Genomic DNA, 23,213 nt, shown 5'->3' with positions numbered 1-23,213 from the left:
AGGCTTCACCCCCGCCCCATGTCAGCGCCATGCGACTGTTGTGTGACGAGATGCTGGGCGGCCTCGCCCGCTGGCTGCGGGCGGCGGGCTACGACGCCGCGACTCCGGTGCCCGGCGACGACGACCGCCGGCTGATCGCCCGCGCGGCGGTGGAGCAGCGGCTGTTCCTCACCCGCGACCGGCCCATCGTGCAGCACAAGGCGGCGGCCGGGCTGGTGGTGCTGCTGGAGTCGCAGCACCTGGACGCCCAGGCGCTGGAGCTGCGCCGGCGGCTGGCGGTGGACTGGCTGGCGGCACCCTTCACCCGCTGCCTGCGGTGCAACCTGCGACTCGATCCGGCACCGCCCCAGGCCCTGACCCGCGCGCCACGGCAGGCGCAGGCCCTGGCGGGGCCGTTCCGCCTGTGCCCGGGGTGCGGCCGCCTGTACTGGCCGGGCAGCCACGCCCGCCGCATGCGGGCGCGGCTGGAGGCCTGGGCGGCCGGTCTTCAGGGCGACGGCTGACGCCCTCAGGTGAGGGCGTCGATCTCCGTCTCGGTCAGGTTGCCGGGCACGATGGTGACCGGGATGCGCAGCTTGCCGGCATTCTTGCCGGTCAGCGCCTGCACCAGCGGCCCCGGCCCGTCGCCGCCGATGGCGGCGCCGAGCACGAGGACGGAAATGTCCTCGTCTTCCTCGATCAGGGTGAACAGTTCCTCGCGCAGGGTGCCTTCGCGCACGATCAGTTCCGGCCGCTGGCCGGAACAGGCGTGGACGGTGGCGGCCAGCTGCTGCAGGCGGCGTTCGGCATCCTCGCGCGCCTCCTGCTGCATCAGGTTGCCGACGAACATCCAGTGGCCGCCTTCCGCCGGCTCCACCACCGACAGCAGGGCGACGCGGCCGCCGCTGCGGGCGGCGCGGCGCGCGGCGAAGCGGGCGGCGGCATGGAGTTCGGGACTGTCATCGACCACCACCAGGAACGTTCGGCGGCGGGCAAGGGGGCGGCTGAGCGACGCGGCTTCGGTCGGCACGCCGCCGAGGGGAACCTCGACATGCATGGCTGATCTCCTCCCAGAGCAGTGGGCCGCGTTTTTCCGGCTCCATTGGTGTGCCGATCATGATGGCGACGCGCCCGGCGGATGACAAACGGATTGCCGCCGGACACCACCATTTCACGGGACGCCCATCCAACAGGCGTGGCCCCAGCCCCGAAGTTCGGCGCAAGGAGGATAACAACAGGGCGGGAGGGTCGGGAACTGAATCCTGTGCTGCAGCGCACGCCGCGGCTGTATCGCAGCGGCGAAGTTCGCGCCTACAGAACCGGCGGCAGGCCGAGGCTGTACAGCTCGTCCGGGCGCGAGACCAGGTCGTAGAGCAGCTTGCCGGCCACCGACAGCACGATCAGGGCGAGCAGGCTGCGCATCTGCTCGGCATTCAGCTTGTAGCCGAATCGCGCCCCCATCTGCGCTCCCACCACGCCGCCAGCCAGCAGGATGACCGCCAGCACCGCGTCCACCGCCTGGTTGGCGCTGGCCTGCAGCCAGGTGACGTTGGCGGCGACGAAGATGATCTGGAACAGCGACGTGCCGACCACCACCGCCGTCGGCATCTCCAGCAGGTAGATCATGGCCGGCACCATGATGAAGCCGCCGCCCACCCCCATGATGGCCGACAGCACGCCGACGAAGGCGCCGATGGCCAGCGGCGGAATGACGCTGATGTAGAGGCGGGAGCGGCGGAACCGCACCTTCAGGGGCATGTTCTGGCCCCAGGCGTGGCGGTGCACCTTGCGCGCCGGCGGGCGCCGGCCGCCGCGGCGGCGGCGCATCTGCTGCAGGCTCTCGTACAGCATCAGCCCGCCGATGATGCCGAGCATGATGACGTAGAGGATCTGCACCACCGTCTCGACCTGGCCGAGTCGCCTCAGGATGGCGAACAGCCAGACGCCGAGCGATGATCCGGCGACGCCGCCGGCCAGCAGCACCAGCCCCATCTTGACGTCGACGTTGCCGCGCCGCCAGTGGGCCAGCACGCCGGAGACCGAGGCGCCCACCACCTGGTTGGCGCCGGTGCCGACGGCGACGGTCGGCGGAATGCCGAGGAAGATGAGCAGCGGCGTCAGCAGGAAGCCGCCCCCGACCCCGAACATGCCCGACAGCACGCCCACCAGCCAGCCGACCCCGAACAGCACGAGGACGTTCTCGGTCATGTTGGCGACGGGCAGGTAGATGTCCATGAAGGGCGGCGGCAGTCGGCGGGCGGTGAGCGGGGAAGGAAGGGCGGGGCGGGCGGCTCGACGGCGACGCGCGCAGACGACGCTACCCTGTTCCGCGCCGGCTGCCTAGCCTGCACGGACGGGCATCGGGGGGAGGCGGCGGGGCCGGACGGCTGGGGCCGGACAGCCGGGGGAAGACGGTCAGCCGGCCTCGATGGCGCCGCCGGCCCGGTACCACGCCATGATGCCGCCTTCCAGCCGGTTGATCTCGCCCTGATAGCCGGCGGCCTTGAGCGCGAAGGAGGCCGGCGCGCACCGCATGCCGCTGGCGCAATGGATCACCAGGTGCTGGTCCGGGCCCACCGCCGGCACCGCCGTCGGATCGAAGCTGGACAGCGGCACCAGGGTCGAGCCGGGGATGTGGGCCTGGGCGTATTCGCCGGGCTCGCGCACGTCGACGATGACGGCACTGCCTTCGGCAACCCACTGCATCACGTCCTCGGGGCTCGCCATGCGGATGGTGGCCATGTGTGCGGGACTCCCTGCGCTGAAACTGAACCAGGGCAGGACAATGGGCGCAGCCGCAGCCGGAGGCAAGGGGTCAGCGCGGCCCGTCGGGGCGGGAGCCGGGCCGGGCCCCGCCTCCCGGCGGCGGCTGGCGCGGCTCGGCGATGGCGAACATCAGCGCCAGGGTGGCGAAGACGACGCTGGTGCCTGTCAGCGCCCCCACCGGCCCCATGCGCGGCAGCAGCAGCGTGTCGGCCAGCAGCAGGCCGAGGCCGCCGCCGCCCGCCGCACAGGCCAGCATGGTGCCGAGCGCCGGGCCGCGGGCCAGCGGCCGTTCATCCACCGCCAGCTTGAGCAGCACCGCCACCGCCGCCCCGGCCGCCAGCGCCGGCGGCAACAGCAGCAGCAGAGCGAGCACGAGCATCCGCGCCTCCCCCTCCAGTCCGGCCTCGGCCAGCAGGGCGGCGGCGGCCATGGGCAGCAGGGCGGCGGTGACGCTGGTCAGCGCCGCGGCGCCGAAGGTGGCGGCCAGCCGGCGCAGGGTGATGGGCAGGGTGGCGAGCGGACCGCTCAGCCGCCCGCCCAGCCACACGCCGCCGGTCAGGCCGAGCAGCAGGGCGGTGGCGGAGAGCGGCCAGGCCGGGCTGCCGCCGGCGCCGCCGGCCAGCACGATGCCGCCGGGGGCCGCCAGCACCGCCACGGCCGCCCCGCCGCAGGCGAGCGCCACGGCGTAGAGGCCGAGCCGCAGCCGGCTGCCGCCCACGGAAAGGTTGTCGTCGGGAAGGCCGTCTCGGGGCATCGGGCGCCCTCGTTCAGGGGGTGCGCAGCGGCGTGTTTCGCCGCCGCGGCGACCGCCCTATTATGGGGGCCGCACCTTCGCGAGGAAAGGGAGAAGCCCGCCCATGACCACCGCCGCCCCGCCGGTCGTCCTTGATGTCCGCGGCCTGCAATGCCCGCTGCCGATCCTGCGGACCAAGAAGGCGCTCAACACCATGGCGCCCGGCACGCTGCTGGAAGTGCAGGCGACCGACCCCGGCGCCGTCGCCGATTTCCGCAGCTTCTGCAGCCAGACCGGCCACACCCTGGAACACCAGTCGGAGGAGGGCGGCGTCTACCTGTTCCACATCCGCCGCGCCACCGCCTGACCGGCGCGCGAGAAACTTCCGTGGCGCATGCGCGCTCCGCTTGCAGGCGCGCAAGGCGGCGGTAGAATGCCGCCGAGGAGAGTGAGGGAGGGGACATCATGGCCATGCTGCTTGCGCAGATCACCGATACCCATGTGATGGCGGCGTCCGACGATCAGGTGCGCGGCGTCGACCCGTCGGCCCGCCTGCTGACGGTGGTGCGGACGCTGAACGCGCTCGATCCGCGGCCCGACCTGGTGCTGGTCACCGGCGACCTGACCGCCGACGGCGGCCCGGACGACTATGCCCACCTGCGCGGCATCCTCGGCCAGCTGGACATGCCCTACTACGTGCTGCCCGGCAACCACGACGACCGCGAATGCATCCGCGCCGCCTTCCGCCAGGACGGCTATCTGCCCGCCACCGGCTACCTCAACTATGTGCTGGAGGGCTATCCGCTGCGCATCGTGGCGCTGGATACCCTGCACGACGGCCATCCCGGCGGCCGCCTCTGCCTCGACCGCCTGCAGTGGCTGGAAACGACGCTGGCGGAGGAACGCGACGCGCCGACCCTCATCGCCATGCACCACCCGCCCTTCGTCACCGGCCTGGCCGCCTTCGACCGCGATCCGCTGGAAGGGGCGGATGCCTTCGCCTCCATCGTCGCCGGCAACCGCCATGTGGAACGGGTGCTGTGCGGCCACCTGCACCGGGCGGTGTCCACCCGCTGGCACGGCCTGACGGTCAGCGCCGCGCCCGCCACCGCCTTCGAGATCGCGCTCGACCTGCGGCCCGGCGCCGGCTTCAGGGCGTCGCGCGGCTCCACCCCCGGCTATCAGCTGCACATGCTGACCAGCGGCGGCCTCGTCACCCACACCGCCTATCTCTGACGGGCCGGCGGCCGTCGGGTCAGGTCGCGGCGTCGTCGTCGCCGATCATGCCGCGGTAGGCGTGCCACGAGGCATGGCCGGCCAGCGGCAGCATGACGATGAGGCCGATGAAGAAGGTGGCCATGCCGGCGAAGGTGATGACGGCGATCATCGCCGCCCATCCGATCATGACGCGGGCATTCTTGCGCACGGCCTCGACGCTGGCCGCCATGGCGAACACGGCGGAGGTGTCGGGGCGGTGCAGCAGCATGGGCAGCGCCACCACCGAGATGGTGAAGGCCACCGCCGCCAGCGCGCCGCCGACCAGCGTGCCGACCAGCAGGAACAGCGGCGCCTGCGGGGCCATCAGGATGTCGACGAAGAAGGTCGCCATGTTGGGCGGCGCGGCGTTGTAGAACATGGCGAAGATCAGCAGCGCCAGCATCAGCCAGATCATGTAGAGGATCATGAGGACCAGCCCCATGCTGGCCAGCTGCACCGGATTGCGGCGGAAGGCGGCCCAGCACATGCCAAGGCGCACCGGCTCGCCGGTCTCGCGCCGCCGGCTGGCCTCGTAGAGCCCGACCGCCAGCACCGGCGCGACCAGCAGGAAGCCGCCCACCAGCGGCAGGATCAGGCTCGCCATGCCCAACTGCGACAGGCCGACGACGATCAGGTAGGCCAGCCCCGTGAAGGCAGCGCCGTAGGCAAGGCTGACGCCGGGATGGGCGACCAGGTCACGCCAGCCGGCCGCCAGCCACAGGCTCGACTGGTCGACGGTGACGCTGCGGATGTTGGGGTAGGGGCGACCCTCCAGCCAGACCCGATGGGGATCGGAGCGGTCGCGGTGCAGGCTGGGGTGGCTGTAGATGGCGCTCATGGGCAGTCTCCTCCCACGGTGGTGCCGATGCGGGATGCGCCGCCTCTGCGGGCCGGGCGTCATCCTGCTCCCTACGGCCTAGCGTGCCATATCTGCGGTTGAATAAAACAAGTATTCGCCGCCTGGACTTTCGCTCCTGCGGTAAGTGACTGAACATGCCGCAAATAGCCGAAAGATCAGGGGGCAAACACGCCGTCAGCTGAAGTCGGACGGGCGGTCTTCGATGGCCGCCAGGGCGGCAAAGCGGCTGTGGTAGTTGTTTTCCAGCGTGCCGTCGACGGGCGGCGTGCCACGGCACAGGCCGCCCAGGATGGCCGTCACGTTGCCGTCGGCGACTCCAAGCGGCAGCAGCAGCTTGGTGTGCAGCACGCCGCCGCCGCCGGTCAGCGGCACCACGGTGCGGTAGAAGTGGACGACCCGGTCGCGCACCACGCTTTCCAGCACCCGGCTGACCACGTCCAGCTCGTGACCGCCGAGGATGTCCTCCAGCCACCGGCCTCCGGTCTGGTCGCCGTAGCGATCCTGCAGCGCCTCGCCCACCGTGTCGAAGCGGAAGCGCAGGCCGCTTTCGGTCTGCGCGGCGTCCTTCTCGACGCGGAAGAGGATGACGTGACGGCGCACGTCCTGCGGCAGCTCGGCAAGGCGGATGGCGCCCGGCAGCGGCATGGCGAGGTCGCCGCGCGTCTCCACCCAATAGCGGAACAGGGTCTTCAGGCGCGGCTGGTCGATTTCCGGCGCGAAATGCATGACATCCACCCTTCCGTTGTTTCACCCGCCCCGCCGCGGACGCGGACGATGGTCCAAGTATGAAGGGCGGGGCGGGGAAATCAACGCGAGAGAGAGGGGAAGGGCAGGAATGTCAGCACTTTAGAACCAACATGGCAGGCCCGGAGGCCTCCGCCCGCCGGCCGCCTCAGCCGGCGGCGGCGGCGGCGAGGCCCCGCACGGTACGGGCGGCGCGGGCGGTGGCCCGGGCGGCGGCGCCACGTTCGATGGCTTCCCGCAGCTTGCGGATGGCCTTGGTCTCGATCTGGCGGATGCGCTCCGCCGTCACGCCGTAGAGCGAGGCCAGCGCCTGCAGGGTGTGCGGCCGCTTGGTCAGGTAGCGGCGGGCGAGGATGGTGCGCTCGCGCTCGTCCAGGATGCCCAGGGCCTCGCGCACGCGGGCGCGGCGCCAGCGGCCTTCCTGGTGCTCGGCCAGCGCCGCCTCGGGCGTCGGGCGGCCGTCGGCCAGGGTGTCGAGCAGGGTGCCGGTGCGGCCGTCGTCCTGGTCGCCGGTCGGGTGGTCGAGCGACAGGTCGCCGCCGGACAGCCGCTGGGTCATGCGCACGATGTCGGCCGGCTGCACCTCCAGCCGGTCGGCCAGGGCGCGGATGTCGGTGTCGGTCAGGCGGTCGGGCTGCAGGCCCATCTGCCGCGTCACCTTGGCGAGGTTGAAGAACAGCCGCTTGTTGCCGGTGCCGGTGCCGATCTTCACCAGCGACCAGTCCTGCAGCAGGTGGTTGAGGATGGCGGCGCGGATCCACCAGCGGGCATAGGTGGCGAAGCGGAAGCCCTTGTCCGGGTCGAAGCGGCGCAGCGACTGCAGCAGGCCGATGTTGCCCTCGCTGATGAGGTCCGACAGCGGCATGCCCTGGCCACGGAACTGGCGCGCCACCTTGGGCACCAGGCGCAGGTGGGCGGCCACCAGCCGGTGGGCGGCTTCCAGATCGCCATGATGAACCCACGCGGCGGCGTAGCGCTGCTCTTCCTCTTCCGTCAGCACCGGCTGGGCGTGGATGGCGGCGAGGTAGCTGCGCAGGCCCCCGGCGCTGTCATCGCGCGGGTCCGGCAGCCGCAGCGGCGGCAGCTGGCCGTCGGTGGAGGGCATGGTCATGATCCGAACTCCTGTTGCGAGGGCGGGAAATATCCTGTCGCGTCCCGAACTTGGGCGTAGCCAAATCGGCGATCAAGCCCTTTTTCGGCGGTTTTCGGATTATGAATGCAGTATGAACCGCAATAGGCGTTTTTCGGTCGTTTTCGGGCGTGGAGTGATCCATCGGCGGGGGAGGAGCCGTACCACGGCCAGTCCTTCAACCGACGCGAGCCACCGCCATGCCGCAGCTGCGCCCGTCCTTCCTCGCCCCCTGCCTCGGCCTTGGTGCGCTGGTGGCTGCCGTTCATCCGGCGGCTGCCGCGCAGCCCGACCCGCTGGCGCTGTATGGGCCGCGCATCGTCTATGACGTCGAACGCAACGGCGCCGTCATCGGTCGCCACGAGGTGACGTTCACCGCCGCCGGCCCCGCCGGGGATGTGGTGGCGGAGGCGGCCAGCACAATGACCGTAACTCTTCTCGGCCTGCCGCTCTACCGCTTCACCTACCGCTCGCGCGATGTGTGGCGCGACGGGGTGCTGGCGCAGCTGGACGCCGTCACCGACGACGACGGCAGCCGCAGCACCGTCACCGCCCGCCGCGACGGCGACGGGCTGGTCATCGACGGCAGCCTGGGGCGGCTGACGGCGACCGGCCCGCTGTTTCCCACCAACCACTGGAACGCCGCCGTGCGCGGCTCCGACCAGGTGCTCAACACCATCACCGGCGGACTGAACGCCGTCACCATGACCGCCGCCGGGCGGGAGACGGTGGCCACCCGCCAGGGGCCGGTGGAGGCGACCCTGTGGACCTATCGCGGCGACCTGACCGCCGATGTCTGGTACGACGACGCCGGCCGCTGGGTGGGCTTGCGCTTCCCGGCCCGCGACGGCTCCACCATCACCTACGTCTGCCGCCAGTGCGGGCTCGACCGGCCGGCGGCGGCAAGTCCGCAGCCGCAGCCGGCGGGCGAAGGCGGCGCATCATGAGGCGTCGCCGCTCCTCCGCCCACCGCATCGCCTGGATCACCGGTGCCGGCAAGGGACTCGGCCGGGCGCTGGCGCTGGAACTGGCGGCGCGGGGCGTCACCGTCGCCGCCTCCGCCCGCTCGGAGGAAGACCTCGCCCGCCTTGCCGCCGAGGACAGCCGCATCCGCCCCTATCCCCTGGACGTGACGCAGGAGACGGCGGTGCAGGCGGTGCGGGCGGCCATCGAGCAGGACCTGGGGCCCATCGACCTGGCGGTGTTCAACGCCGGCACCCACCTGCCGGTGCGGGCGGAGGCGCTGACCAGCGCCCCGTTCCGCACCCTGGTGGAGGTGAACCTGATGGGCGTCGTCCACGGGCTGGCGGCGGTGGTGCCGGGCTTCATCGCCCGCCGGCGCGGTCATGTGGTGGTGACGGCCTCGGTCAGCGGCTACCGCGGGCTGCCCACCGCCGCCGCCTATGGCGCCACCAAGGCCGGGCTGATCAACCTGTGCGAGGCGCTGAAGCCGGACCTGGAGCGGCATGGCGTGGCGGTGTCGGTGGTTAATCCCGGCTTCGTCCGCACCCCCCTGACCGACAGAAATGATTTCCCCATGCCCTTCCTGATGGAACCTGATGAAGCAGCAAGGCGTATGGCTGACGGTATCGAGGCGGGGCGCTTCGAGATCGTATTTCCCACTCGCATGGCATTACTGATGAAACTGGTGTCGTTACTGCCGTCGTCGTTGTTTTTCGCCCTTACGCGGCGCATGGTGCGGCAGTCGTGATGCCGACGGTGGCCATTATGCAGGAAGCAGCCGGTGCCGGCCCGCAGCAGGCGGGGCTGGCGCGATACATCGCCGTTCTGGAGCGGCTGACGCCCGAAACCCTGCCCGAGCTGCGGCAGGTGACGGCGCCGCACGTGCGTTTCAAGGACCCGTTCCACGACGTCAGCGGCCGCGGCGCCATGCTGGCGGTGTTCGAGCGCATGTTCCACGACGTGCAGGACCTGTCCTTCTCCGTCCACCACAGCTGCCTTGCCGGCGACGGCGAGACGGCGCTGCTGCGCTGGACGCTGTCTGGCCGGGTGCGGGCGCTGAACGGACGGCCGTGGACGGTGGAAGGCATGTCGGAAGTGCGGCTGGACGCGGGCGGCCTCGTCACCGCCCACATCGACTACTGGGATGCCGCCTCGGCGCTGTACGAGCGCCTGCCGGTGATCGGCTGGGTGCTGCGCCTCATTCGGCGGCGGATCGCGGTTCTGTAGCGGCCGCCACTGCGCCGTCCTTCTGGAAGGCGATGGACACCGACCCGATCTCCAGCCCCCACTTGTTGACCGTGGCGCGGTTGAGCAGCACGCCGCCCGGCTGCAGGAACATCCAGTCGTCGAAGGTGACGCGCCAGCTGCCGTCGCCCACCTTCAGGTCCATGGCATAAGTCCAGTGGAAGGCGTTGCCGGCGGTGGTGCCGCGGGCGGTGCCGATCACGTCCGGCGCCGTGCCTTCATAGGTGTTGGGGCCGGTCTTGCGGATGGTCCACACCCGCTGGTCGGTCTCGCCGTCGCTGTAGCGGAAGTCCTCGGTCAGCACCAGCACGCCGGTCTGCGGGTTCCAGTCGCCGTCGATGTCGACCACGAACTGCCGCCGCACGTCGCCGAAGCGGTCCTCGAACAGCCCCCAGGCCGTGGTGCGGCCGGCGAAGTAGTCTTCCAGCACCAGTTCCGGCTGGGTATCGGTGAAATCCTGGATCTTCATGCTGCTGCATCCCGTGGTCACCAAAGCCATGACGGCCACCATGGCCGCGGCGCGCTTGCGCATGTGACACCTCCGCCTGGACATCCTGTGTTCGTTCGGCCGGCGCCTTACCGGCCGGCCGGGGCGGCGCTGCGGCTCCGCCGCTCCAGCCGGGCGCGGATGATGCGCTGCCGCCGGGCGGTGAGCGGGAAGGGCCAGACCAGCGTCATCGCCACCCCCTTCAGTACGACAGGTGCCACCGCATAGATCATCGTCAGCGCCAGCAGGGCGTCCGCGCCGTTGGTGGCGGCGGCGGCGTCGAAGCCCGCCGCCTCCAGCGCCCAGAAGCCGCCGGCGGCGGCCAGCCCGAGGGCGAGCTTGGTCGCCATGCTCCACAGGGCGAAGAACAGGCCGGCGCGTTCCTGCCCGCTGCGCAGGGTGTCAAGGTCGACCACATCGGCCTGCATGGCCGGCGGCAGGGCAAGGTCGGCGCCCAGGGTGGCGCCGGTCAGCAGGCAGACGGCGGCGAAGGCCCAGACGGCGCCGGGCGGGATCAGCGGCACCCACACGAACACCAGACAGCAGAGCGCCATGGCCGCCACCCAGGCGCGGTGCTTGCCGATGCGGCGGGCGAGGCGCAGCCACAGCGGCATGGCGACGATGCCGGCCAGGAAGTAGAGGAAGATCAGCAGACCCTGCTGGGTCCGGTCGGCGCCCAGCGCATGCTGGAGGTAGAGCGGGAACAGCACCCCCGGCAGGCCGTTGGCGGCACCGTTGACGAACCACGCCGCCAGCAGCCGCAGGAACGGCTTGTTGGCAAGGGCGGAGCGCACCGCCGCCCGATCCAGCCGCACCGGCCGGGCTGCCGCGTCGTGGGGAGGCGGGGTCGCCGCTTCCGGCACCCGCAGAAGCAGCACCGCCACCGCCGGCGCCCCGGCCAGCACCGCCAGCCAGGCGACCGCCGCCAGCCCCGCCGCCTCGCCGTGGCCGAGCGGCGCCGTCACCGCCGCCACGGCGCCGGCGGCCAGGATGCCGGCCAGCATCAGCCCTTCGCGGGCGGCGGTGAGGCGGGAGCGGTCGTCGTAGTCGCGGGTCAACTCGGCGCCCCAGGCGGTGTAGGGGACGGCCACGAAGGTCCAGCCGACGTAAAGGGCGATGGTGAAGCCGACCAGCCAGCCGAAGCCGGCCCCGGCAGGCGGCATGAACAGCGCCAGCAGCGCCGCCGCCGCCACCACGCCGCCGCCGGCGATCCACGGCTTGCGGCGGCCGAAGCGGGTCGGGCGGGCGTCGCTCAGCCAGCCGGCCAGGGGGTCGGACAGCACGTCCACCACCCGCGCCAGCAGCAGCGCCGTGCCCACCGCCGCCAGGCCGAGGCCCATGGTGTCGGCATAGAAGGTCGGCAGCAGGACGAAGGCCGGGATGGTCGGCATGGCAAGGGCGAACCCCGGCGCCCCGTAGGCGGCCAGGAGACGCCAGCCGAGCGGCGGCGCGGCCATGGGGTCAGGGCCGGGTGAGGGCGAAGTGGGCGACGTCGATGGTGCCGGCGCGGAAGCCGGCCTCGCAGTAGCTGAGATAATACGTCCACATACGATGGAACCGCTCGTCGAACCCCTCGCTGGCGCGGATGGCCGGCCACTCGCGGCGGAACCCGTGCTGCCAGCGGCGCAGGGTCTCGGCGTAGTCGGCGCCGAAGGCGAACTCGTCGGTGAGCGTCAGGCCGGCCGCGGCGAAGCCCCGGCGCAGGCGCGACGGGCTCGGCAGCATGCCGCCGGGGAAGATGTAGCGCTGGATGAAATCGGCACCGCGGCGGTAGCGGTCGAAGCGGTCCTCGGCGATGGTGATGACCTGCAGCGCCGCCCGGCCGCCCGGCTTCAGGCGGTCGTGCAGGGTGCGGAAGTAGACCGGCCAGTGTTCCTCGCCCACCGCCTCGAACATCTCGATGGAGGCGACGGCCTCGTAGGGTTCCGGCACGTCGCGGTAGTCCTGCAGGCGGAACTCCAGCCGGTCGGTCAGGCCCTCCCGCTGCGCCATGGCCTGCGCCCAGGCCAGTTGCTCGGTCGAGAGCGTGATGCCGGTGACGCGGCAGCCGCGGGTGGTGGCAAGGTGGCGGGCGAAGCCGCCCCAGCCGCAGCCGATTTCCAGCACATGGTCGCCGGGGCCGACCCGCAGATGCTCCGCCAGCCGCTCGAACTTGGCCACCTGGGCGGCGGTCAGGTCCTGGTCGGGGCTGCTGAACAGGGCGGCGGAATAGGTCATGGTCGGGTCGAGCCAGCGGCGGTAGAAGCCGTTGCCGAGGTCGTAGTGATAGGCGATGTTGCGCCGGCTGCCGCGCCGGGTGTTGCCGCGCAGGCGATGGGCGATGCGGTTGACCAGCCGGGTCATCCAGCGGCCCTCGAACTCGTCGTCGAGGCCGGTGTTGACCGCCCCCAGCTCGATCACCGCCGTCAGGTCGGGGCTGTCCCACTGGCCGTCCATGTAGGCTTCCGCCAGCCCCACCGAGCCGCCGGTGACCAGCCGCCGCAGGGCGGCGGGGTCGAGCACCTGCACCGTCGCCTGCGGCCCCGGCCGCCGGCCGTCGAACACCCGCACGGCGCCGTGGGGGTCGATCAGCGTCAGGCGGCCGCGCTCCAGCCCGCCGAGCAGCGGCAGCACCGCCTGCCCCCAGGGACCAAGGCGGACGGCAGGGGCGCGGGACAGGGTGAGGTCGGCGGCGGGATCATGGGGCATGGCGGTCCACTCGCGAAGGAAGCGGCAGGGCAGGGGCGGGACACTCAACCGGCGTCGGCGGCGGGACGCGGCACCACGGTGACCAGCGGCGGCGTGGGGGCGTCGCCATGGCGGTGCAGGCGGATGCCCTTGCGCCACAGGTGGAAGGCCTCCCAGTGGATGCCCGCCAGAACCTTTACGGTCATCAGCGGGTGGCGGACCACCGCCCGCAGAATTTCCGCATCGGACAACGCGCGGTGCGTGCCGGTGAAGGAGGCATGCAGCACCTTGGCGCCGCTGCTGTCGGTCTCGTCGATGCCGACCGTCACCGCCTCGGCCGGCGGCCGCAGGGTGAAGTGATAGGTCATGTCCATGGGCAGGAAGGGCGAGACGTAGAAGTCCTTCTCCGCCCGCTGGCGGATCACCCTGGCCGCCCCGTCCGCCGCATCGACGGCGGCGAGGTAGCAGTGGCGTTCGCCGAAGGTGTTGTGAACCTCGTGCAGCACCGCCGCCAGACTGCCGTCGGGCCGGTGGCACCAGTAGACGCTGAGCGGGTTGAAGGCGAAGCCCCACAGGCGCGGGTAGCACAGCAGGCGGATCGGCCCCCCGGCCGTGATGCCGGCCTGCGCCAGTTCCCGTTCCACCCACGCCTTCAGCGGCGTGCCGTCGCCGGGGCCGTGGTCCCGATCCCACAGCGACAGCACGGCGCGCCGGTTGTGGCCGAACAGGCGCAGGCTGCGGTCCAGCTGCGGCAGCTCGTCCAGGTCCACCAGCAGCGAGAACACCCGGTAGCGCAGGGCATGGGCCTTGGGCAGGAACCGGCGGTGGATCACCGTGCCGCGGTAGAGGGCGGAGGCGGGGGCGATGCTCATGCCGCCAGCTCCGGCCGCGCCGCCACGCCCGCCCCGACGCCGGGGTTGAGGAAGATGCGCGCCGACTCGCCCGGCACCGACCACGGCCGCCGCACCCCGCCCAGCGCCTCGGCCACCGCCAGCCCGGCCTGCAGGCCGTCCTCGTGGAAGCCGGCGCCGAACCAGGCGCCGCAGAACCAGGTGTTGCGGCTGCCCTGCAGGCTCCACAGGCGCTTCTGCGCCGCGACGGCGGCGGCATCGAACAGCGGGTGGGCGTAGTCGATGCGGCGCAGCACCGCCTCGTCGCGCGGCGGGGTCTCTGGGTTGAGGGTGACGAACAGGTCGGTGCGGGTGGCGAGCGGCTGCAGCTTGTTCATCCAGTAGGTGACGCAGACGGCATCGCGGCCGTCGCGGCCGGTGGAAAGGTAGTTCCAGCTCGACCACACCGCCTTGCGGCGCGGCATCAGGGTCGGGTCGGTGTGCAGCCAGGCGGTGTTGGGCTGGTAGCGGAAGGCGCCGAGAAGCTCCTGCTCCTCCGCCGTCGGGTCGGCCAGCAGCGGCAGGGCCTGGTCGCCGTGGACGGCCAGCACCACTTCGTCGAAGGCCTCGATGCTGCCGTCGCTGCCTTCCACCAGCACGGCGCCGCCCAGCCGGGTGATGGCGCGGGCGCCGACGCCGACGCGGATGCGGTCGGCGTAGCGGCCGGTCAGACGGGCGACGTACTCGCGCGATCCGCCGACCACCGTGCGCCACTGCGGCCGCCCGGCCAGCTTCAGCAGGCCGTGGTTGTCGCAGAAGCGGATGAAGGCGGTGGCCGGGTGGGCGCGCATGTCCTCCACCGCCGTCGACCAGATGGCCGCCCCCATGGGCAGCAGGTGGTCGTAGAGGAAGGCCTCGCCATAGCCTTCGCGGTCCAGGTAGTCGCCCAGCGACAGCCCCTCCGCCGCCGGATCGTTCAGCAGCGCCGGGGCGGTGCGGTAGAAGCGCATCAGGTCGCGCAGCATGGACCAGAACCGCGGCCGCGCCAGGTTGCGCTTCTGGGCGAACAGGGCGGCAAGGCCGGAGCCGCCGTATTCCACCCGGCCGCCGCCGATGGAGACGCCGAAGCTCATGTCGGTGCCGTAGGTGGGCACCTCCAGGTGGGCCAGCAGGGCGGTCAGGTTGGGATAGTTGAGGGTGTTGTAGACGATGAACCCGGTATCCACCGGCACCGGCCCTTCCGGCGTCGGCACCACCACGGTGTTGCTGTGGCCGCCGATGCGGTCATCCTGTTCATAGACCGTCACGTCGTGGGCGTGCGACAGCAGCCAGGCGCAGGACAGGCCGGAGATGCCGGAACCGATCACCGCGACGCGCAGGCGGCGGCCGGTCGGGCGGGGCGAGGAGGTGGTCAGGGCCATGGGCGAAATCCGTGCGAAAAAATGGATGGTGTCTCGGGCAATGGGCTACCATCTTACGGCGGGCGCGATCCTTTCGGATCACCCTTCGCAGACAGATAAAAATGTGCCGCCGCGGGCGTGATCCGGCGGCGTCGGGCGCACGTAACGGAGGGCATGAGTGCACAAGCAGCCCATATCGGCGGCCCCGAAGGTCCGTCCTTCCCCCCTCTCCTGCGGCCCGCGGTGCGGCGCCCGCGGCGGAGCGGCGGCATGACGGTCACCCGGACGGATACCGTCGACACGATCGACGCCCGCGCGTTGCTGCTGGCCATCGGTCGCGACCGTGACAAGGCCGCCTTCGCCGCGCTGTTTGCCTATTACGCGCCGCGCCTGAAGTCCTACATGCGCAAGCTGGGGGCCGACGATGCGGCGGCGGAGGAAGTGGCGCAGGAGGCCCTGCTCGCCATCTGGCGCAAGGCCCACCTCTACGACCCCGCCAAGGCGGCGGCCAGTACGTGGATCTTCGCGGTGGCGCGCAACATGCGCATCGACCTCATCCGCCGCGAGCGCCGGCCGGAACTGGACCCGGACGACCCGGCGCTGGTGCCCGATGCCGACCCGCGGGCCGACGACCAGGTCGGCGCCCGCCAGCGCGAGGCCCTGGTGCGCGAGGCGATCCGCCAGCTGCCGCCGGAACAGGCGGAGGTGGTGCGGCTGAGCTTCTATGAAGAGAAGCCGCACGCCGAGATCGCCGAGGTGCTGCAACTGCCTCTCGGAACCGTCAAGAGCCGGTTGCGGCTCGCCTTCCGCAAGGTGCGGATGGCCCTGGGAGACGATGTGGAATGAACAGGATCCTGCACCATCCCGGCGACGACCTGCTGGTCGCCTATGCCGCCGGCAGCCTGGACGAAGGGCTGTCGCTGATGGTCGCGACCCACCTGGCGCTGTGCCCGGAGTGCCGCTCCAGGGTGGCCGCCGCCGAAGCCATGGGCGGCGCCCTGGTGGCGGACATGGCCCCGGCGCCCATGGCCGACGACGCCCTCGACGCCCTGCTCGCCCGCCTGGACGAGCCCGAGCCGGCCCCGCCGCCGCCCGCCCGCCCGCGCCCGGCCTACGACGCCCGCACCCGCGCGGTGGTGCCGGAGCCGCTGCGGTCCTACCTCAGCGCCAGCCTCGACACCCTGCCGTGGCGGTCCATGGGGCCGTTCGTGCGGTCGGTGGAACTGCCGGTCAGTGGCGCCAAGGCGCGGCTGTTCCGCATCAAGCCGGGGGCCGCCATGCCCCAGCACAGTCACAACGGCATGGAATACACCCTGGTGCTGGCCGGCGGCTTCTCCGACGAGGTGGGCAGCTTCGCCCGCGGCGACGTCGCCTGCGCCGACCAGACGCTGCTGCACCAGCCGGTCGCCGACCCCGGCGAGCCCTGCCTGTGCCTGGCGGTAACCGATGCACCCTTGCGCTTCACCGGCGTCGTGCCCAGACTCATGCAACCGTTCTTCGGGATCTGAGTCGACCGGCACGGAGTCTTTCTGTGGAGAAGATCGTCAAGTCCGACGACGAGTGGCGCGCCCAGCTGACGCCGCTGCAGTACCAGGTGACCCGCAACAAGGGGACCGAGCGCCCCTTCTCCGGCGAATACTGCCACGCCCACGAACCCGGCCTCTACGCCTGCGTGTGCTGCGGCCTGCCGCTGTTCGACAGCCGCACCAAGTTCGACAGCGGCACCGGCTGGCCCAGCTTCACCGAGCCGGTGGAGCCCGCCAACGTGCGCGAGGACCGCGACACCAGCTATGGAATGGTGCGCATCGAGGTGCTATGCAATCGCTGTGATGCCCATCTGGGGCATGTGTTCCCGGACGGCCCGCCGCCGACCGGGATGCGCTATTGCATCAACTCGGTCTCCCTGACGAAGCTGGAATAAGCCCTGTGGTCCGCCCCGCCGACCTGCCGACACCGTCGCTGCTCCTCGATCTTCCGGTCCTCTGCAACAATCTGGCGACCATGGCCCGGCGGATGGCGGACAAGGGCGTCGCCCTGCGACCGCACCTGAAGACGGCCAAGTCGGCCGAGGTCGCCATGCTCGCCACCCAGGGGCAGGCGGGCGGCATCACCGTGTCGACAGTCGCCGAGGTTCTGGCCTTCGCCGGCCACGGCTTCCGCGACATCACCTATGCGGTGGGGATCGTGCCCGGCAAGCTGGAGCCGCTGGTGCCGCTGGTCGCCAAGGGCGTGAAGGTCACCCTGCTGACCGACAGCGTCGAGATGGCGCGGGTGGTGTCGCAGACGGCGGCGGCGCTGGGGGTGGTGTTCGACGTGCTGGTGGAGATCGACAGCGGCGGCCACCGCGCCGGCGTGCTGCCCGACAGCCCGGCGCTGCTGGACATCGGCCGCGCCCTGCACGAGGGCAAGGGCACCCGCCTCGCCGGCGTGCTGACCCATGCCGGCCACAGCTACCACTGCCGCAACCGCGACGAGATCCGCACCGTCGCCTGGGCCGAGCGCGAGGCCCTGGTCCATGCCGCCGGCCGCTTGCGCGCCGCCGGCCTGCCGTGCGAGGTGGTCTCGGCCGGCTCCACCCCGACCGCCCTGTGCGGCGAGGACTTCAGCGGCCTGACCGAGATGCGGCCGGGCGTCTACATGTTCATGGATGTCCACCAGCTCATGCTGGGGGTGTGTGGCGCCCAGGATCTGGCGCTGTCGGTGCTGGCGACGGTGATCGGCCACAACCGCCCGGCGGAGCGGCTGCTGCTGGATGCCGGGGCGCTCGCGCTGTCGAAGGACACCTCCGCCACCGAGATCATGGCCGACATCGGCTATGGCGTCGTGTGCGACGTCGTCACCGGGCGGCCTTACGCCAACCTGTTCGTCACCGACGTCCACCAGGAACACGGCATCTGCGCCGTTCCCGACCCCGACCTGTGGGACCGCCTGCCGGTGGGATCGAAGGTGCGGGTGATGCCCAACCACGCCTGCATCACCGCCGCCTGCCACGAGGCCTATCACGTCGTCGACCACGGCGAGGTGATCGACAAGTGGAAGCGCTTCGGCGGCTGGTGAGAGTGTCTTGAAGGGAAAACCGCCCCCGGATGGCTGTCCGGGGGCGGTTTTTCTTTGGTCACGCGATCAGTCGGTTTTCCGCCGTCGTCGGCGTGATCGCCCGCCCCGCGGGGTGGACGGGGGGCTCGAAGAAGAGGATGGTGCCGGTTTCCTGCGCCCACGGCCGGCGAACCCACACCTGTTTCTTGGCGATGCCGGGCAGCACCGGCACCGAGACCTGCGGCTCCAGTTCTTCCGCCGTCGGCTTGTCGATCATGCCGGTGACGCCGGACAGCGCACCGTCCACCAGTTCCAGGGCGAGGAAGCGGTTGAGGTCGACGGGGCCGGGCAGCTCAAGCCGCTCCGCCAGGTCGCGGCGGAAGCCGAAGCGGCGGTAGTAGGGCTCGTCGCCCACCAGGATGACGATCTCGTGCCCTTCGTCGCGGCAGCGCTCCAGCGCCGCCCGCATCAGCTGGGTGCCGATGCGCAGCGAGCGGTACTTTTCCTCGATGGCGATGGGGCCGAGCAGCACCGCCGGCACCCGCTTCTCGCCGATGACGATGGGCCAGAAGCGGATGGTGCCGATCACCTCCGCCCCTTCCACCGCCACCAGATTGAGGGCAGGCACCGAGGGCACGCCGTCGCGCAGCCGGTAGACCGTCTTGGTCGTCCGGTCGGGGCCGAAGGACTTCTCCACCAGCCGGTCGATGGCGGGGCCATGACCGGGGAGTTCACGGACGATCATCATCGTCTGGGTACTCTCTTGAACCAGGAGCCGGAAGCGGGCGGGGCCGCGGCGTCAGATGTAGTATTCCGAGAGCGGCGCGAAGCCGTTGAAACCGTTGGAGGCATAGGTCGTAGTATACGCCCCCGCGGCCCGGATTTCGACCCTGTCGCCGATGCGCAGCGCCACCGGCAGGCGGTAGTCGGCCTTGTCGTACAGGATGTCGGCGGAATCGCAGGTCGGGCCGGCCAGGATCACCGGCGCCGTCTCGCCGCCGTCGTGGTCGGTGATCAGCGGGTACTTGATCGCCTCGTCCATGGTTTCCGCCAGGCCGCCGAACTTGCCGATGTCGAGGTAGACCCACGAGCGGTTGTCGTTGGCCGACTTCTTCGAGATCAGCACCACCTCCGACTGGATGACGCCGGCGTTGCCGACCATGCCGCGGCCCGGCTCGATGATGGTTTCCGGCATGCGGTTGCCGAAGTGCTTCAGCAGGCTGTCGCGGATGGCCTGGCCGTACTGCTCGGCGGTCGGGATGTCGACCATGTACTTGGTGGCGAAGCCGCCGCCCAGGTTCACCATCTTCAGCTCCAGGCCCTTGCCGGCGAGGTCGTGGAAGATGTCGGCCACTTCGGCGAGCGCGCGGTCGTACTGTTCCAGGTCACGCTGCTGGCTGCCGACATGGAACGACACGCCGTAGGGCTCCACGCCCTTGAAGCGGGCGGCGAGCAGCAGTTCCTTGGCCATGTCCGGCTCGCAGCCGAACTTGCGCGACAGCGGCCATTCGGCGCCTTCGCCCGAGGTCAGGATGCGGCAGAACACGCGCGAGCCGGGGGCGGCGCGGGCCACCTTGTCCAGTTCCGCCTCGCTGTCGAAGGCATAGAGGCGCACGCCGCGCTCGAACGCCGCGGCGACATCGCTTTCCTTCTTGATGGTGTTGCCGAAGGAGATGCGGTCCGGGGTGGCGCCGGCGGCCAGCACCATGTCGATTTCCGGGATCGAGGCGCAGTCGAAGGACGAGCCGGCCGCCACCAGCAGCCGCAGGATCGCCGGCGCCGGGTTGGCCTTCACCGCGTAGAAGATGCGGGTGTCGGGCAGGGCGGCGCTGAGGGCGGAGAAGTTGTCCGCCACGATGTCGAGGTCCATCACCAGGCAGGGGGTGGCCGGGCGGGTGTCGCGGAGGAAAGCGGCGATCTTGGTGTTCATGGCAGCGGTCCTTCAGGCGCAACTCGGGCGCAAAGTGAGTCTAAACGCTTGTTTTTTGCGGAGTTGTTCGTGCGTTTGGGGGCGGGGAGACCCCGGCCCTTGCGCGCCTATGGATAGGCTCGGGCTTCGGCGGCCTGGACCTCTTCGTCGTACCCGTAGAGGCTGTCCACCTGGTCCTTGATGTGGGCCCAGACCCCTTCGACCTCCCGCAGGGAGATGCGGCCGTAGTAGGTCATGAGCCGTTCTGCCAGCACCAGGGCCATGGACCGTTCGGTCTGCACCCAGGCACTGAAATCCCAGCCGTCGTGGGACACGTTGATGGCGCCGGTGTCGAGGAACACGAGCGCCGTCACCCGGCGGCCGTCTTCGGTGGTGGCCGTCACCGGCACCAGTTCGTAGACGTCGCCTTCGTAGAAGTGCATGCGGTCGATGTCCTCGGCCGTCAGCCCTTCCACCAGCCGGCCTTCGACCAGCCCGTCGGGCTTGGGCACCAGCACCGGATAATGCTCGCCGGCCACCCGACGGCGCTGAAAGCCGCGGATGGAGGCTTCCGTCATGCGGATGTGGGCGGCCTCGCGGCCGATCACCCGCGCCAGCAGGTCGGGGCACATCAGGCTGCCGAAGACGAAAACGGCTTCAGCGGCGTGGTGTTCGCCGTTGGTGTACAGGAAGGAAGCCATAGCGGGCCGTCCCCCAGGTCATCGTCCGCGCGCGAACGCGGAAGGTGGAAGCAAATCCCTCACCGCGCCGGCGGCGCAGCAGGGGGTTCGTTCAGCGATGTCGGAAAACCCGGAATCATGCCCCGGGTAGGGCGCCGACTATTCGACCTGGGTACTGAGCCCCAGCGAGCGGTTAGCAACCATATCACTTCTCCAGCAAAACACCGGCAGAGCCGAGTGAACGTCCAGAGCCGCGTTACGTCGTTGCTTAGCCTCGCGGGGCCAGGGGCACGTGCGAATACGTCTGTGGGAATGCATGTAGTCCTATCGCGCGGACCTGACAAGAGAAATTTTCGCCCCGTCGAAACATCGTCGCCGCTGTTGCGCCGCTGCCGCGCCCGCCCCTGCCAAACCCGCAGGAACCTTGGCGATTTCAGCCGCCGTGCAGGCCCGGCAGCGGCAGCCCGCGGACATATCCCGGACCCTGGTCGGCTTCCTCCTGGCGGCTGCCGGGGGCGGGCAGGCGATAGAGGGCGACGTCGCTGCGCGGGTCGCGCACCACGACGATGGTATCGGTGCGTTGGTCATAGGCGCATTTGGACACGAGTCTCGCCGTATCCTCCGACGGTGCCGGCCCCTCCGGGTTCGGCCAGCGGGTGACGGTGAGGTCGCGCGGCTCGATCTCGTAGACGCTGCGGGCGCCGGACAGCACCACCAGCGTCCGTCGCTGCGGGTGCCAGACCATGCAGGGGGCGGTGCCGACCCCGCCCAGCGGCGGCTCGCCCAGGCGGCGCAGGCGGTCGGCGCGGCGGCCGGGGCCGTACTCCACCGCATAAAGGGCGCGGCCACGGGCGAGGCAGTAGACCGCATCGTCGCTCTCGGCGCAGATGTCGCTGCCCGACAGCTTGGCCTCCGGCTGCTCGCGCCCCTGGGCGGGGACGGTGGCGGCAGGATCGACCTCGGCCAGCAGGCCGCGGTCGCTGCCGAACACCACGATGCCGCCGGTGTGCGGGTTGCGGGCGGTGAGGGCGCCGGCGAAGTCGGGCGGCGCCCCGGCCAGGCGCTGCCAGCCGCGGTCGGGAGCGCTCAGGTCCAGCGACCAGGCGGTGTCGATGCGGCCGCGCTTGCCCTTGGGGCAGAAGGGATCGGACAGGAAGGCATGCAGCCGCCCGCCGGCCACCACCAGCCCGTCGCCCGAGACACCGGCGGCGGGGGCGTCCGGCGGCATCGGGCAGGCGCCGGCGGCCGTGGCGGCGGGCAGCGGCGACGGCTCGGTCAGGCGCTGCCAGCGCAGGCCGTCGAGGTCGAAGCGGTAGACCTCGTTGCCGCCGTAGTCGCGCCGGCCGCCGCCCATGAACAGCAGGCAGCGCGAGGCCTCGTCCCAGGCGGCGCCGTTGCCGGCGGCGATCAGCGACTGCGGGCCGCGCTCGCCGGCGATGCCGAGGCGCCCGGCGGTGGCGTCGTCGACCGCCACGCCGGAGGCCTGGAACGACGTGCCCGGCACCAGCGCCCACTGGCCCGGCGGCGGCTGCCGCCGCCAGGGGCAGCAGCAGGCCGGCGGCAAGGGCGGGAAGGCGGGGGCGGCGGCGCATGGGGCGGCTCCTTCGGCTGCGGGGGCAGGAGGGGCGGCCAGCATAGGCACGGCGATGCGGCGGGAGCCAGTCTCCGGCCGGACTACCTCAGGCGGCGGACGGGGAAGGGGTCGTGGCCGTCAGTTGGCGACCACGGCGGCGCCCGCGCCCACCAGCATGGCCCCGGCGCCGCGGTTGAGGCGGCGGCGGGCGGTGACGCTGCGCAGCACCCGGCGCAGGCGGCTCGCCATCAGGCAGTAGGGCACCAGGGCGCAGGCGATGCCGGCGGCGGCGATGGGGGCGGCGGTCAGCACCGCGCCATGGGCGAGGGCATTGAGGTCGAGCAGGTTGGGCAGCACCGACAGGTAGAAGAAGATCGGCTTCGGGTTGCCCAGCGTCAGCATGTAGCCCGACAGCCAGCGCCGGAACAGCGAGCGTTCCATCGGCACGTCGGCGTCGATGTCCTCCTCGCTCACCCGCTTGCGCCACATCTTGACGCCCATCCACACCAGGTACAGGCCGCCGGCGATCTTCACCGCCAGGAACAGCGGGCCGAGCACCTGCGCCACCATGGACAGGCCGAACACCGTCAGGGTCAGCCAGGTGACGTTGCCGCACAGGATGCCGGCGATGAACGGCAGGGTGCGCACGAACCCCTGCGCCAGCCCGCGGGCGATCACCGCGAACACCCCCGGCCCCGGCGTCAGGCCGAGCAGGTAGACGGCAAGGAAGAAGGCGAAGGCGGCGTGCAGGGTCATGATGGCGGCGTCGCTAAGCAGGGAGAAGCGGAAGGGGCAGCGGCTCAGGCGGCGGCGACGGCGGCCCCGGCGCCGATCATCACCACCCCGGCACCCCGGTTGACGCGGCGGCGGGCGACGGCGGAGCGCAGCACGCCGCGCAGGCGGCTGGCGGTGATCAGCCACGGCAGCAGGCCGCCGGCGGCGCCGGCGACGATGAC

At 71.4% G+C, this 23,213-nt stretch carries 27 protein-coding genes; 10 read left to right on the top strand and 17 right to left on the bottom strand.

Annotation, left to right across the window (positions count from 1 at the left end):
- Positions 1-29: 29 nt before the first annotated feature.
- Positions 30-503: a Mut7-C RNAse domain-containing protein gene (locus ABD056_RS06070; protein WP_343865385.1), complete on the top strand. Its 474-nt coding sequence runs from the start codon at positions 30-32 to the stop codon at positions 501-503.
- A gap of 5 nt (positions 504-508) precedes the next feature.
- On the opposite strand, the gene ABD056_RS06065 is transcribed toward ABD056_RS06070, so the two are convergent.
- The 4 genes from ABD056_RS06065 to ABD056_RS06050 all read right to left on the bottom strand — a co-directional run bounded on the left by ABD056_RS06065 (position 509) and on the right by ABD056_RS06050 (position 3,499).
- Positions 509-1,036, bottom strand: a complete 528-nt coding sequence (locus ABD056_RS06065; protein ID WP_343865383.1) for a universal stress protein — start codon at positions 1,034-1,036, stop codon at positions 509-511.
- A 254-nt stretch (positions 1,037-1,290) separates the two neighbouring features.
- Positions 1,291-2,214, bottom strand: a complete 924-nt coding sequence (locus ABD056_RS06060; RefSeq protein ID WP_343865381.1) for a sulfite exporter TauE/SafE family protein — start codon at positions 2,212-2,214, stop codon at positions 1,291-1,293.
- A gap of 180 nt (positions 2,215-2,394) precedes the next feature.
- Positions 2,395-2,721, bottom strand: a complete 327-nt coding sequence (locus ABD056_RS06055; protein WP_343865380.1) for a rhodanese-like domain-containing protein — start codon at positions 2,719-2,721, stop codon at positions 2,395-2,397.
- 73 nt (positions 2,722-2,794) lie between these two features.
- On the bottom strand, positions 2,795-3,499 hold the full coding sequence (locus ABD056_RS06050) for a fused MFS/spermidine synthase (RefSeq protein ID WP_343865378.1): 705 nt from the start codon (positions 3,497-3,499) through the stop codon (positions 2,795-2,797).
- Positions 3,500-3,602: 103 nt separating this feature from the next.
- Between ABD056_RS06050 and ABD056_RS06045 the strand changes: the two genes are divergently transcribed.
- Both ABD056_RS06045 and ABD056_RS06040 read left to right on the top strand, forming a co-directional pair.
- The gene (locus tag ABD056_RS06045; RefSeq protein ID WP_343865376.1) at positions 3,603-3,845 is read left to right on the top strand and encodes a sulfurtransferase TusA family protein; all 243 of its coding nucleotides are present in this window, start codon (positions 3,603-3,605) and stop codon (positions 3,843-3,845) included.
- A 98-nt stretch (positions 3,846-3,943) separates the two neighbouring features.
- A complete protein-coding gene (locus tag ABD056_RS06040; RefSeq protein ID WP_343865374.1) occupies positions 3,944-4,714 on the top strand; it encodes a phosphodiesterase in 771 nt (256 codons plus the stop codon).
- A gap of 19 nt (positions 4,715-4,733) precedes the next feature.
- Here the strand turns inward: ABD056_RS06040 and ABD056_RS06035 are convergent, their stop codons facing one another.
- From ABD056_RS06035 to ABD056_RS06025, 3 genes are all read right to left on the bottom strand, one after another.
- Positions 4,734-5,573: a DUF2189 domain-containing protein gene (locus ABD056_RS06035; protein WP_343865372.1), complete on the bottom strand. Its 840-nt coding sequence runs from the start codon at positions 5,571-5,573 to the stop codon at positions 4,734-4,736.
- Positions 5,574-5,768: 195 nt separating this feature from the next.
- Entirely contained in the window at positions 5,769-6,320 is a 552-nt protein-coding gene (locus ABD056_RS06030; RefSeq protein ID WP_343865370.1) for a PAS domain-containing protein, read from the bottom strand.
- 166 nt (positions 6,321-6,486) lie between these two features.
- On the bottom strand, positions 6,487-7,449 hold the full coding sequence (locus ABD056_RS06025; RefSeq protein WP_343865368.1) for an RNA polymerase factor sigma-32: 963 nt from the start codon (positions 7,447-7,449) through the stop codon (positions 6,487-6,489).
- Between the two features lie 218 nt (positions 7,450-7,667).
- Between ABD056_RS06025 and ABD056_RS06020 the strand changes: the two genes are divergently transcribed.
- The 3 genes from ABD056_RS06020 to ABD056_RS06010 are packed head-to-tail and all read left to right on the top strand — an operon-like array spanning position 7,668 to position 9,657.
- Complete coding sequence (locus ABD056_RS06020) at positions 7,668-8,414, top strand: DUF6134 family protein (protein WP_343865366.1); 747 nt, start codon at positions 7,668-7,670, stop codon at positions 8,412-8,414.
- Entirely contained in the window at positions 8,411-9,178 is a 768-nt protein-coding gene (locus ABD056_RS06015) for an SDR family NAD(P)-dependent oxidoreductase (protein ID WP_343865364.1), read from the top strand. The genes ABD056_RS06020 and ABD056_RS06015 overlap by 4 nt, the downstream gene beginning before the upstream one ends.
- Positions 9,179-9,195: 17 nt before the next feature.
- Positions 9,196-9,657 carry a nuclear transport factor 2 family protein gene (locus tag ABD056_RS06010; RefSeq protein WP_343865362.1) on the top strand — a complete coding sequence of 154 codons (462 nt, stop codon included), beginning with the start codon at positions 9,196-9,198 and terminating at the stop codon, positions 9,655-9,657.
- Here the strand turns inward: ABD056_RS06010 and ABD056_RS06005 are convergent.
- From ABD056_RS06005 to ABD056_RS05985, 5 genes are read right to left on the bottom strand one after another with little or no spacing between them, the layout of a single operon-like run.
- Positions 9,629-10,207 carry a DUF3833 domain-containing protein gene (locus ABD056_RS06005; protein ID WP_343865360.1) on the bottom strand — a complete coding sequence of 193 codons (579 nt, stop codon included), beginning with the start codon at positions 10,205-10,207 and terminating at the stop codon, positions 9,629-9,631. The genes ABD056_RS06010 and ABD056_RS06005 overlap by 29 nt on opposite strands.
- A 44-nt stretch (positions 10,208-10,251) precedes the next feature.
- Positions 10,252-11,619: an MFS transporter gene (locus ABD056_RS06000; protein WP_343865358.1), complete on the bottom strand. Its 1,368-nt coding sequence runs from the start codon at positions 11,617-11,619 to the stop codon at positions 10,252-10,254.
- Between the two features lie 4 nt (positions 11,620-11,623).
- Positions 11,624-12,850 (bottom strand): class I SAM-dependent methyltransferase, encoded by a 1,227-nt coding sequence (locus tag ABD056_RS05995; protein WP_343865356.1) that lies wholly within the window; start codon positions 12,848-12,850, stop codon positions 11,624-11,626.
- A 44-nt stretch (positions 12,851-12,894) separates the two neighbouring features.
- Positions 12,895-13,701, bottom strand: coding sequence for a DUF1365 domain-containing protein (locus ABD056_RS05990; RefSeq protein ID WP_343865354.1), 807 nt, complete (start codon positions 13,699-13,701; stop codon positions 12,895-12,897).
- Complete coding sequence (locus tag ABD056_RS05985; protein ID WP_343865353.1) at positions 13,698-15,080, bottom strand: NAD(P)/FAD-dependent oxidoreductase; 1,383 nt, start codon at positions 15,078-15,080, stop codon at positions 13,698-13,700. Before ABD056_RS05985 ends, ABD056_RS05990 begins: the two co-directional genes overlap by 4 nt.
- A 249-nt stretch (positions 15,081-15,329) precedes the next feature.
- Here ABD056_RS05985 and ABD056_RS05980 point away from each other — a divergent pair, with 249 nt between their 5' ends.
- Genes ABD056_RS05980 through ABD056_RS05965 form a run of 4 tightly spaced genes read left to right on the top strand, consistent with a single transcriptional unit; the run spans position 15,330 to position 18,116 of the window.
- The gene (locus tag ABD056_RS05980) at positions 15,330-15,905 is read left to right on the top strand and encodes a sigma-70 family RNA polymerase sigma factor (RefSeq protein WP_343865352.1); all 576 of its coding nucleotides are present in this window, start codon (positions 15,330-15,332) and stop codon (positions 15,903-15,905) included.
- Entirely contained in the window at positions 15,902-16,567 is a 666-nt protein-coding gene (locus ABD056_RS05975; protein ID WP_343865351.1) for a ChrR family anti-sigma-E factor, read from the top strand. The genes ABD056_RS05980 and ABD056_RS05975 overlap by 4 nt, the downstream gene beginning before the upstream one ends.
- Positions 16,568-16,590: 23 nt before the next feature.
- Positions 16,591-16,980, top strand: a complete 390-nt coding sequence (gene msrB / locus ABD056_RS05970; RefSeq protein ID WP_343865350.1) for a peptide-methionine (R)-S-oxide reductase MsrB — start codon at positions 16,591-16,593, stop codon at positions 16,978-16,980.
- Positions 16,981-16,985: 5 nt separating this feature from the next.
- Positions 16,986-18,116: an alanine racemase gene (locus ABD056_RS05965; protein WP_343865348.1), complete on the top strand. Its 1,131-nt coding sequence runs from the start codon at positions 16,986-16,988 to the stop codon at positions 18,114-18,116.
- A gap of 58 nt (positions 18,117-18,174) precedes the next feature.
- Here ABD056_RS05965 and ABD056_RS05960 read toward each other — a convergent pair whose 3' ends face one another.
- From ABD056_RS05960 to ABD056_RS05940, 5 genes are all read right to left on the bottom strand, one after another.
- Entirely contained in the window at positions 18,175-18,843 is a 669-nt protein-coding gene (locus ABD056_RS05960) for a GNAT family N-acetyltransferase (protein ID WP_343865346.1), read from the bottom strand.
- A gap of 51 nt (positions 18,844-18,894) precedes the next feature.
- Positions 18,895-20,025 (bottom strand): type III PLP-dependent enzyme, encoded by a 1,131-nt coding sequence (locus tag ABD056_RS05955; RefSeq protein WP_343865344.1) that lies wholly within the window; start codon positions 20,023-20,025, stop codon positions 18,895-18,897.
- Positions 20,026-20,132: 107 nt separating this feature from the next.
- Positions 20,133-20,705, bottom strand: a complete 573-nt coding sequence (locus ABD056_RS05950) for a gamma-glutamylcyclotransferase family protein (RefSeq protein ID WP_343865342.1) — start codon at positions 20,703-20,705, stop codon at positions 20,133-20,135.
- Between the two features lie 412 nt (positions 20,706-21,117).
- Positions 21,118-22,188: a hypothetical protein gene (locus tag ABD056_RS05945; protein ID WP_343865341.1), complete on the bottom strand. Its 1,071-nt coding sequence runs from the start codon at positions 22,186-22,188 to the stop codon at positions 21,118-21,120.
- Positions 22,189-22,395: 207 nt separating this feature from the next.
- Complete coding sequence (locus ABD056_RS05940) at positions 22,396-23,013, bottom strand: LysE family translocator (protein ID WP_343865340.1); 618 nt, start codon at positions 23,011-23,013, stop codon at positions 22,396-22,398.
- Positions 23,014-23,213: the final 200 nt, after the last annotated feature.

Origin of the sequence: Caenispirillum bisanense, from assembly GCF_039523075.1 — a bacterium.
Lineage (GTDB): Bacteria > Pseudomonadota > Alphaproteobacteria > Rhodospirillales > Rhodospirillaceae > Caenispirillum > Caenispirillum bisanense.
Note: the sequence above shows the minus strand (reverse complement) of the source record. Positions and strands in the feature narration are given on the sequence as shown.

What these genes read in the sequence shown, in the direction of transcription:
- ABD056_RS06065 (WP_343865383.1), bottom strand. Translation starts at nt 1,036, where the DNA reads ATGCATGTCGAGGTTCCCCTCGGCGGCGTGCCGACCGAAGCCGCGTCG.
- ABD056_RS06005 (WP_343865360.1), bottom strand. Translation starts at nt 10,207, where the DNA reads ATGCGCAAGCGCGCCGCGGCCATGGTGGCCGTCATGGCTTTGGTGACC.
- ABD056_RS06025 (WP_343865368.1), bottom strand. Translation starts at nt 7,449, where the DNA reads ATGACCATGCCCTCCACCGACGGCCAGCTGCCGCCGCTGCGGCTGCCG.
- ABD056_RS06050 (WP_343865378.1), bottom strand. Translation starts at nt 3,499, where the DNA reads ATGCCCCGAGACGGCCTTCCCGACGACAACCTTTCCGTGGGCGGCAGC.
- ABD056_RS06000 (WP_343865358.1), bottom strand. Translation starts at nt 11,619, where the DNA reads ATGGCCGCGCCGCCGCTCGGCTGGCGTCTCCTGGCCGCCTACGGGGCG.
- ABD056_RS05955 (WP_343865344.1), bottom strand. Translation starts at nt 20,025, where the DNA reads ATGAACACCAAGATCGCCGCTTTCCTCCGCGACACCCGCCCGGCCACC.
- ABD056_RS05980 (WP_343865352.1), top strand. Translation starts at nt 15,330, where the DNA reads ATGACGGTCACCCGGACGGATACCGTCGACACGATCGACGCCCGCGCG.
- ABD056_RS05990 (WP_343865354.1), bottom strand. Translation starts at nt 13,701, where the DNA reads ATGAGCATCGCCCCCGCCTCCGCCCTCTACCGCGGCACGGTGATCCAC.
- ABD056_RS06060 (WP_343865381.1), bottom strand. Translation starts at nt 2,214, where the DNA reads ATGGACATCTACCTGCCCGTCGCCAACATGACCGAGAACGTCCTCGTG.
- ABD056_RS06040 (WP_343865374.1), top strand. Translation starts at nt 3,944, where the DNA reads ATGGCCATGCTGCTTGCGCAGATCACCGATACCCATGTGATGGCGGCG.
- ABD056_RS06045 (WP_343865376.1), top strand. Translation starts at nt 3,603, where the DNA reads ATGACCACCGCCGCCCCGCCGGTCGTCCTTGATGTCCGCGGCCTGCAA.
- ABD056_RS05950 (WP_343865342.1), bottom strand. Translation starts at nt 20,705, where the DNA reads ATGGCTTCCTTCCTGTACACCAACGGCGAACACCACGCCGCTGAAGCC.
- ABD056_RS05975 (WP_343865351.1), top strand. Translation starts at nt 15,902, where the DNA reads ATGAACAGGATCCTGCACCATCCCGGCGACGACCTGCTGGTCGCCTAT.
- ABD056_RS06015 (WP_343865364.1), top strand. Translation starts at nt 8,411, where the DNA reads ATGAGGCGTCGCCGCTCCTCCGCCCACCGCATCGCCTGGATCACCGGT.
- ABD056_RS06055 (WP_343865380.1), bottom strand. Translation starts at nt 2,721, where the DNA reads ATGGCCACCATCCGCATGGCGAGCCCCGAGGACGTGATGCAGTGGGTT.
- ABD056_RS06020 (WP_343865366.1), top strand. Translation starts at nt 7,668, where the DNA reads ATGCCGCAGCTGCGCCCGTCCTTCCTCGCCCCCTGCCTCGGCCTTGGT.
- ABD056_RS05985 (WP_343865353.1), bottom strand. Translation starts at nt 15,080, where the DNA reads ATGGCCCTGACCACCTCCTCGCCCCGCCCGACCGGCCGCCGCCTGCGC.
- ABD056_RS06070 (WP_343865385.1), top strand. Translation starts at nt 30, where the DNA reads ATGCGACTGTTGTGTGACGAGATGCTGGGCGGCCTCGCCCGCTGGCTG.
- ABD056_RS05960 (WP_343865346.1), bottom strand. Translation starts at nt 18,843, where the DNA reads ATGATGATCGTCCGTGAACTCCCCGGTCATGGCCCCGCCATCGACCGG.
- ABD056_RS06030 (WP_343865370.1), bottom strand. Translation starts at nt 6,320, where the DNA reads ATGCATTTCGCGCCGGAAATCGACCAGCCGCGCCTGAAGACCCTGTTC.
- ABD056_RS05995 (WP_343865356.1), bottom strand. Translation starts at nt 12,850, where the DNA reads ATGCCCCATGATCCCGCCGCCGACCTCACCCTGTCCCGCGCCCCTGCC.
- ABD056_RS06010 (WP_343865362.1), top strand. Translation starts at nt 9,196, where the DNA reads ATGCAGGAAGCAGCCGGTGCCGGCCCGCAGCAGGCGGGGCTGGCGCGA.
- ABD056_RS05940 (WP_343865340.1), bottom strand. Translation starts at nt 23,013, where the DNA reads ATGACCCTGCACGCCGCCTTCGCCTTCTTCCTTGCCGTCTACCTGCTC.
- ABD056_RS06035 (WP_343865372.1), bottom strand. Translation starts at nt 5,573, where the DNA reads ATGAGCGCCATCTACAGCCACCCCAGCCTGCACCGCGACCGCTCCGAT.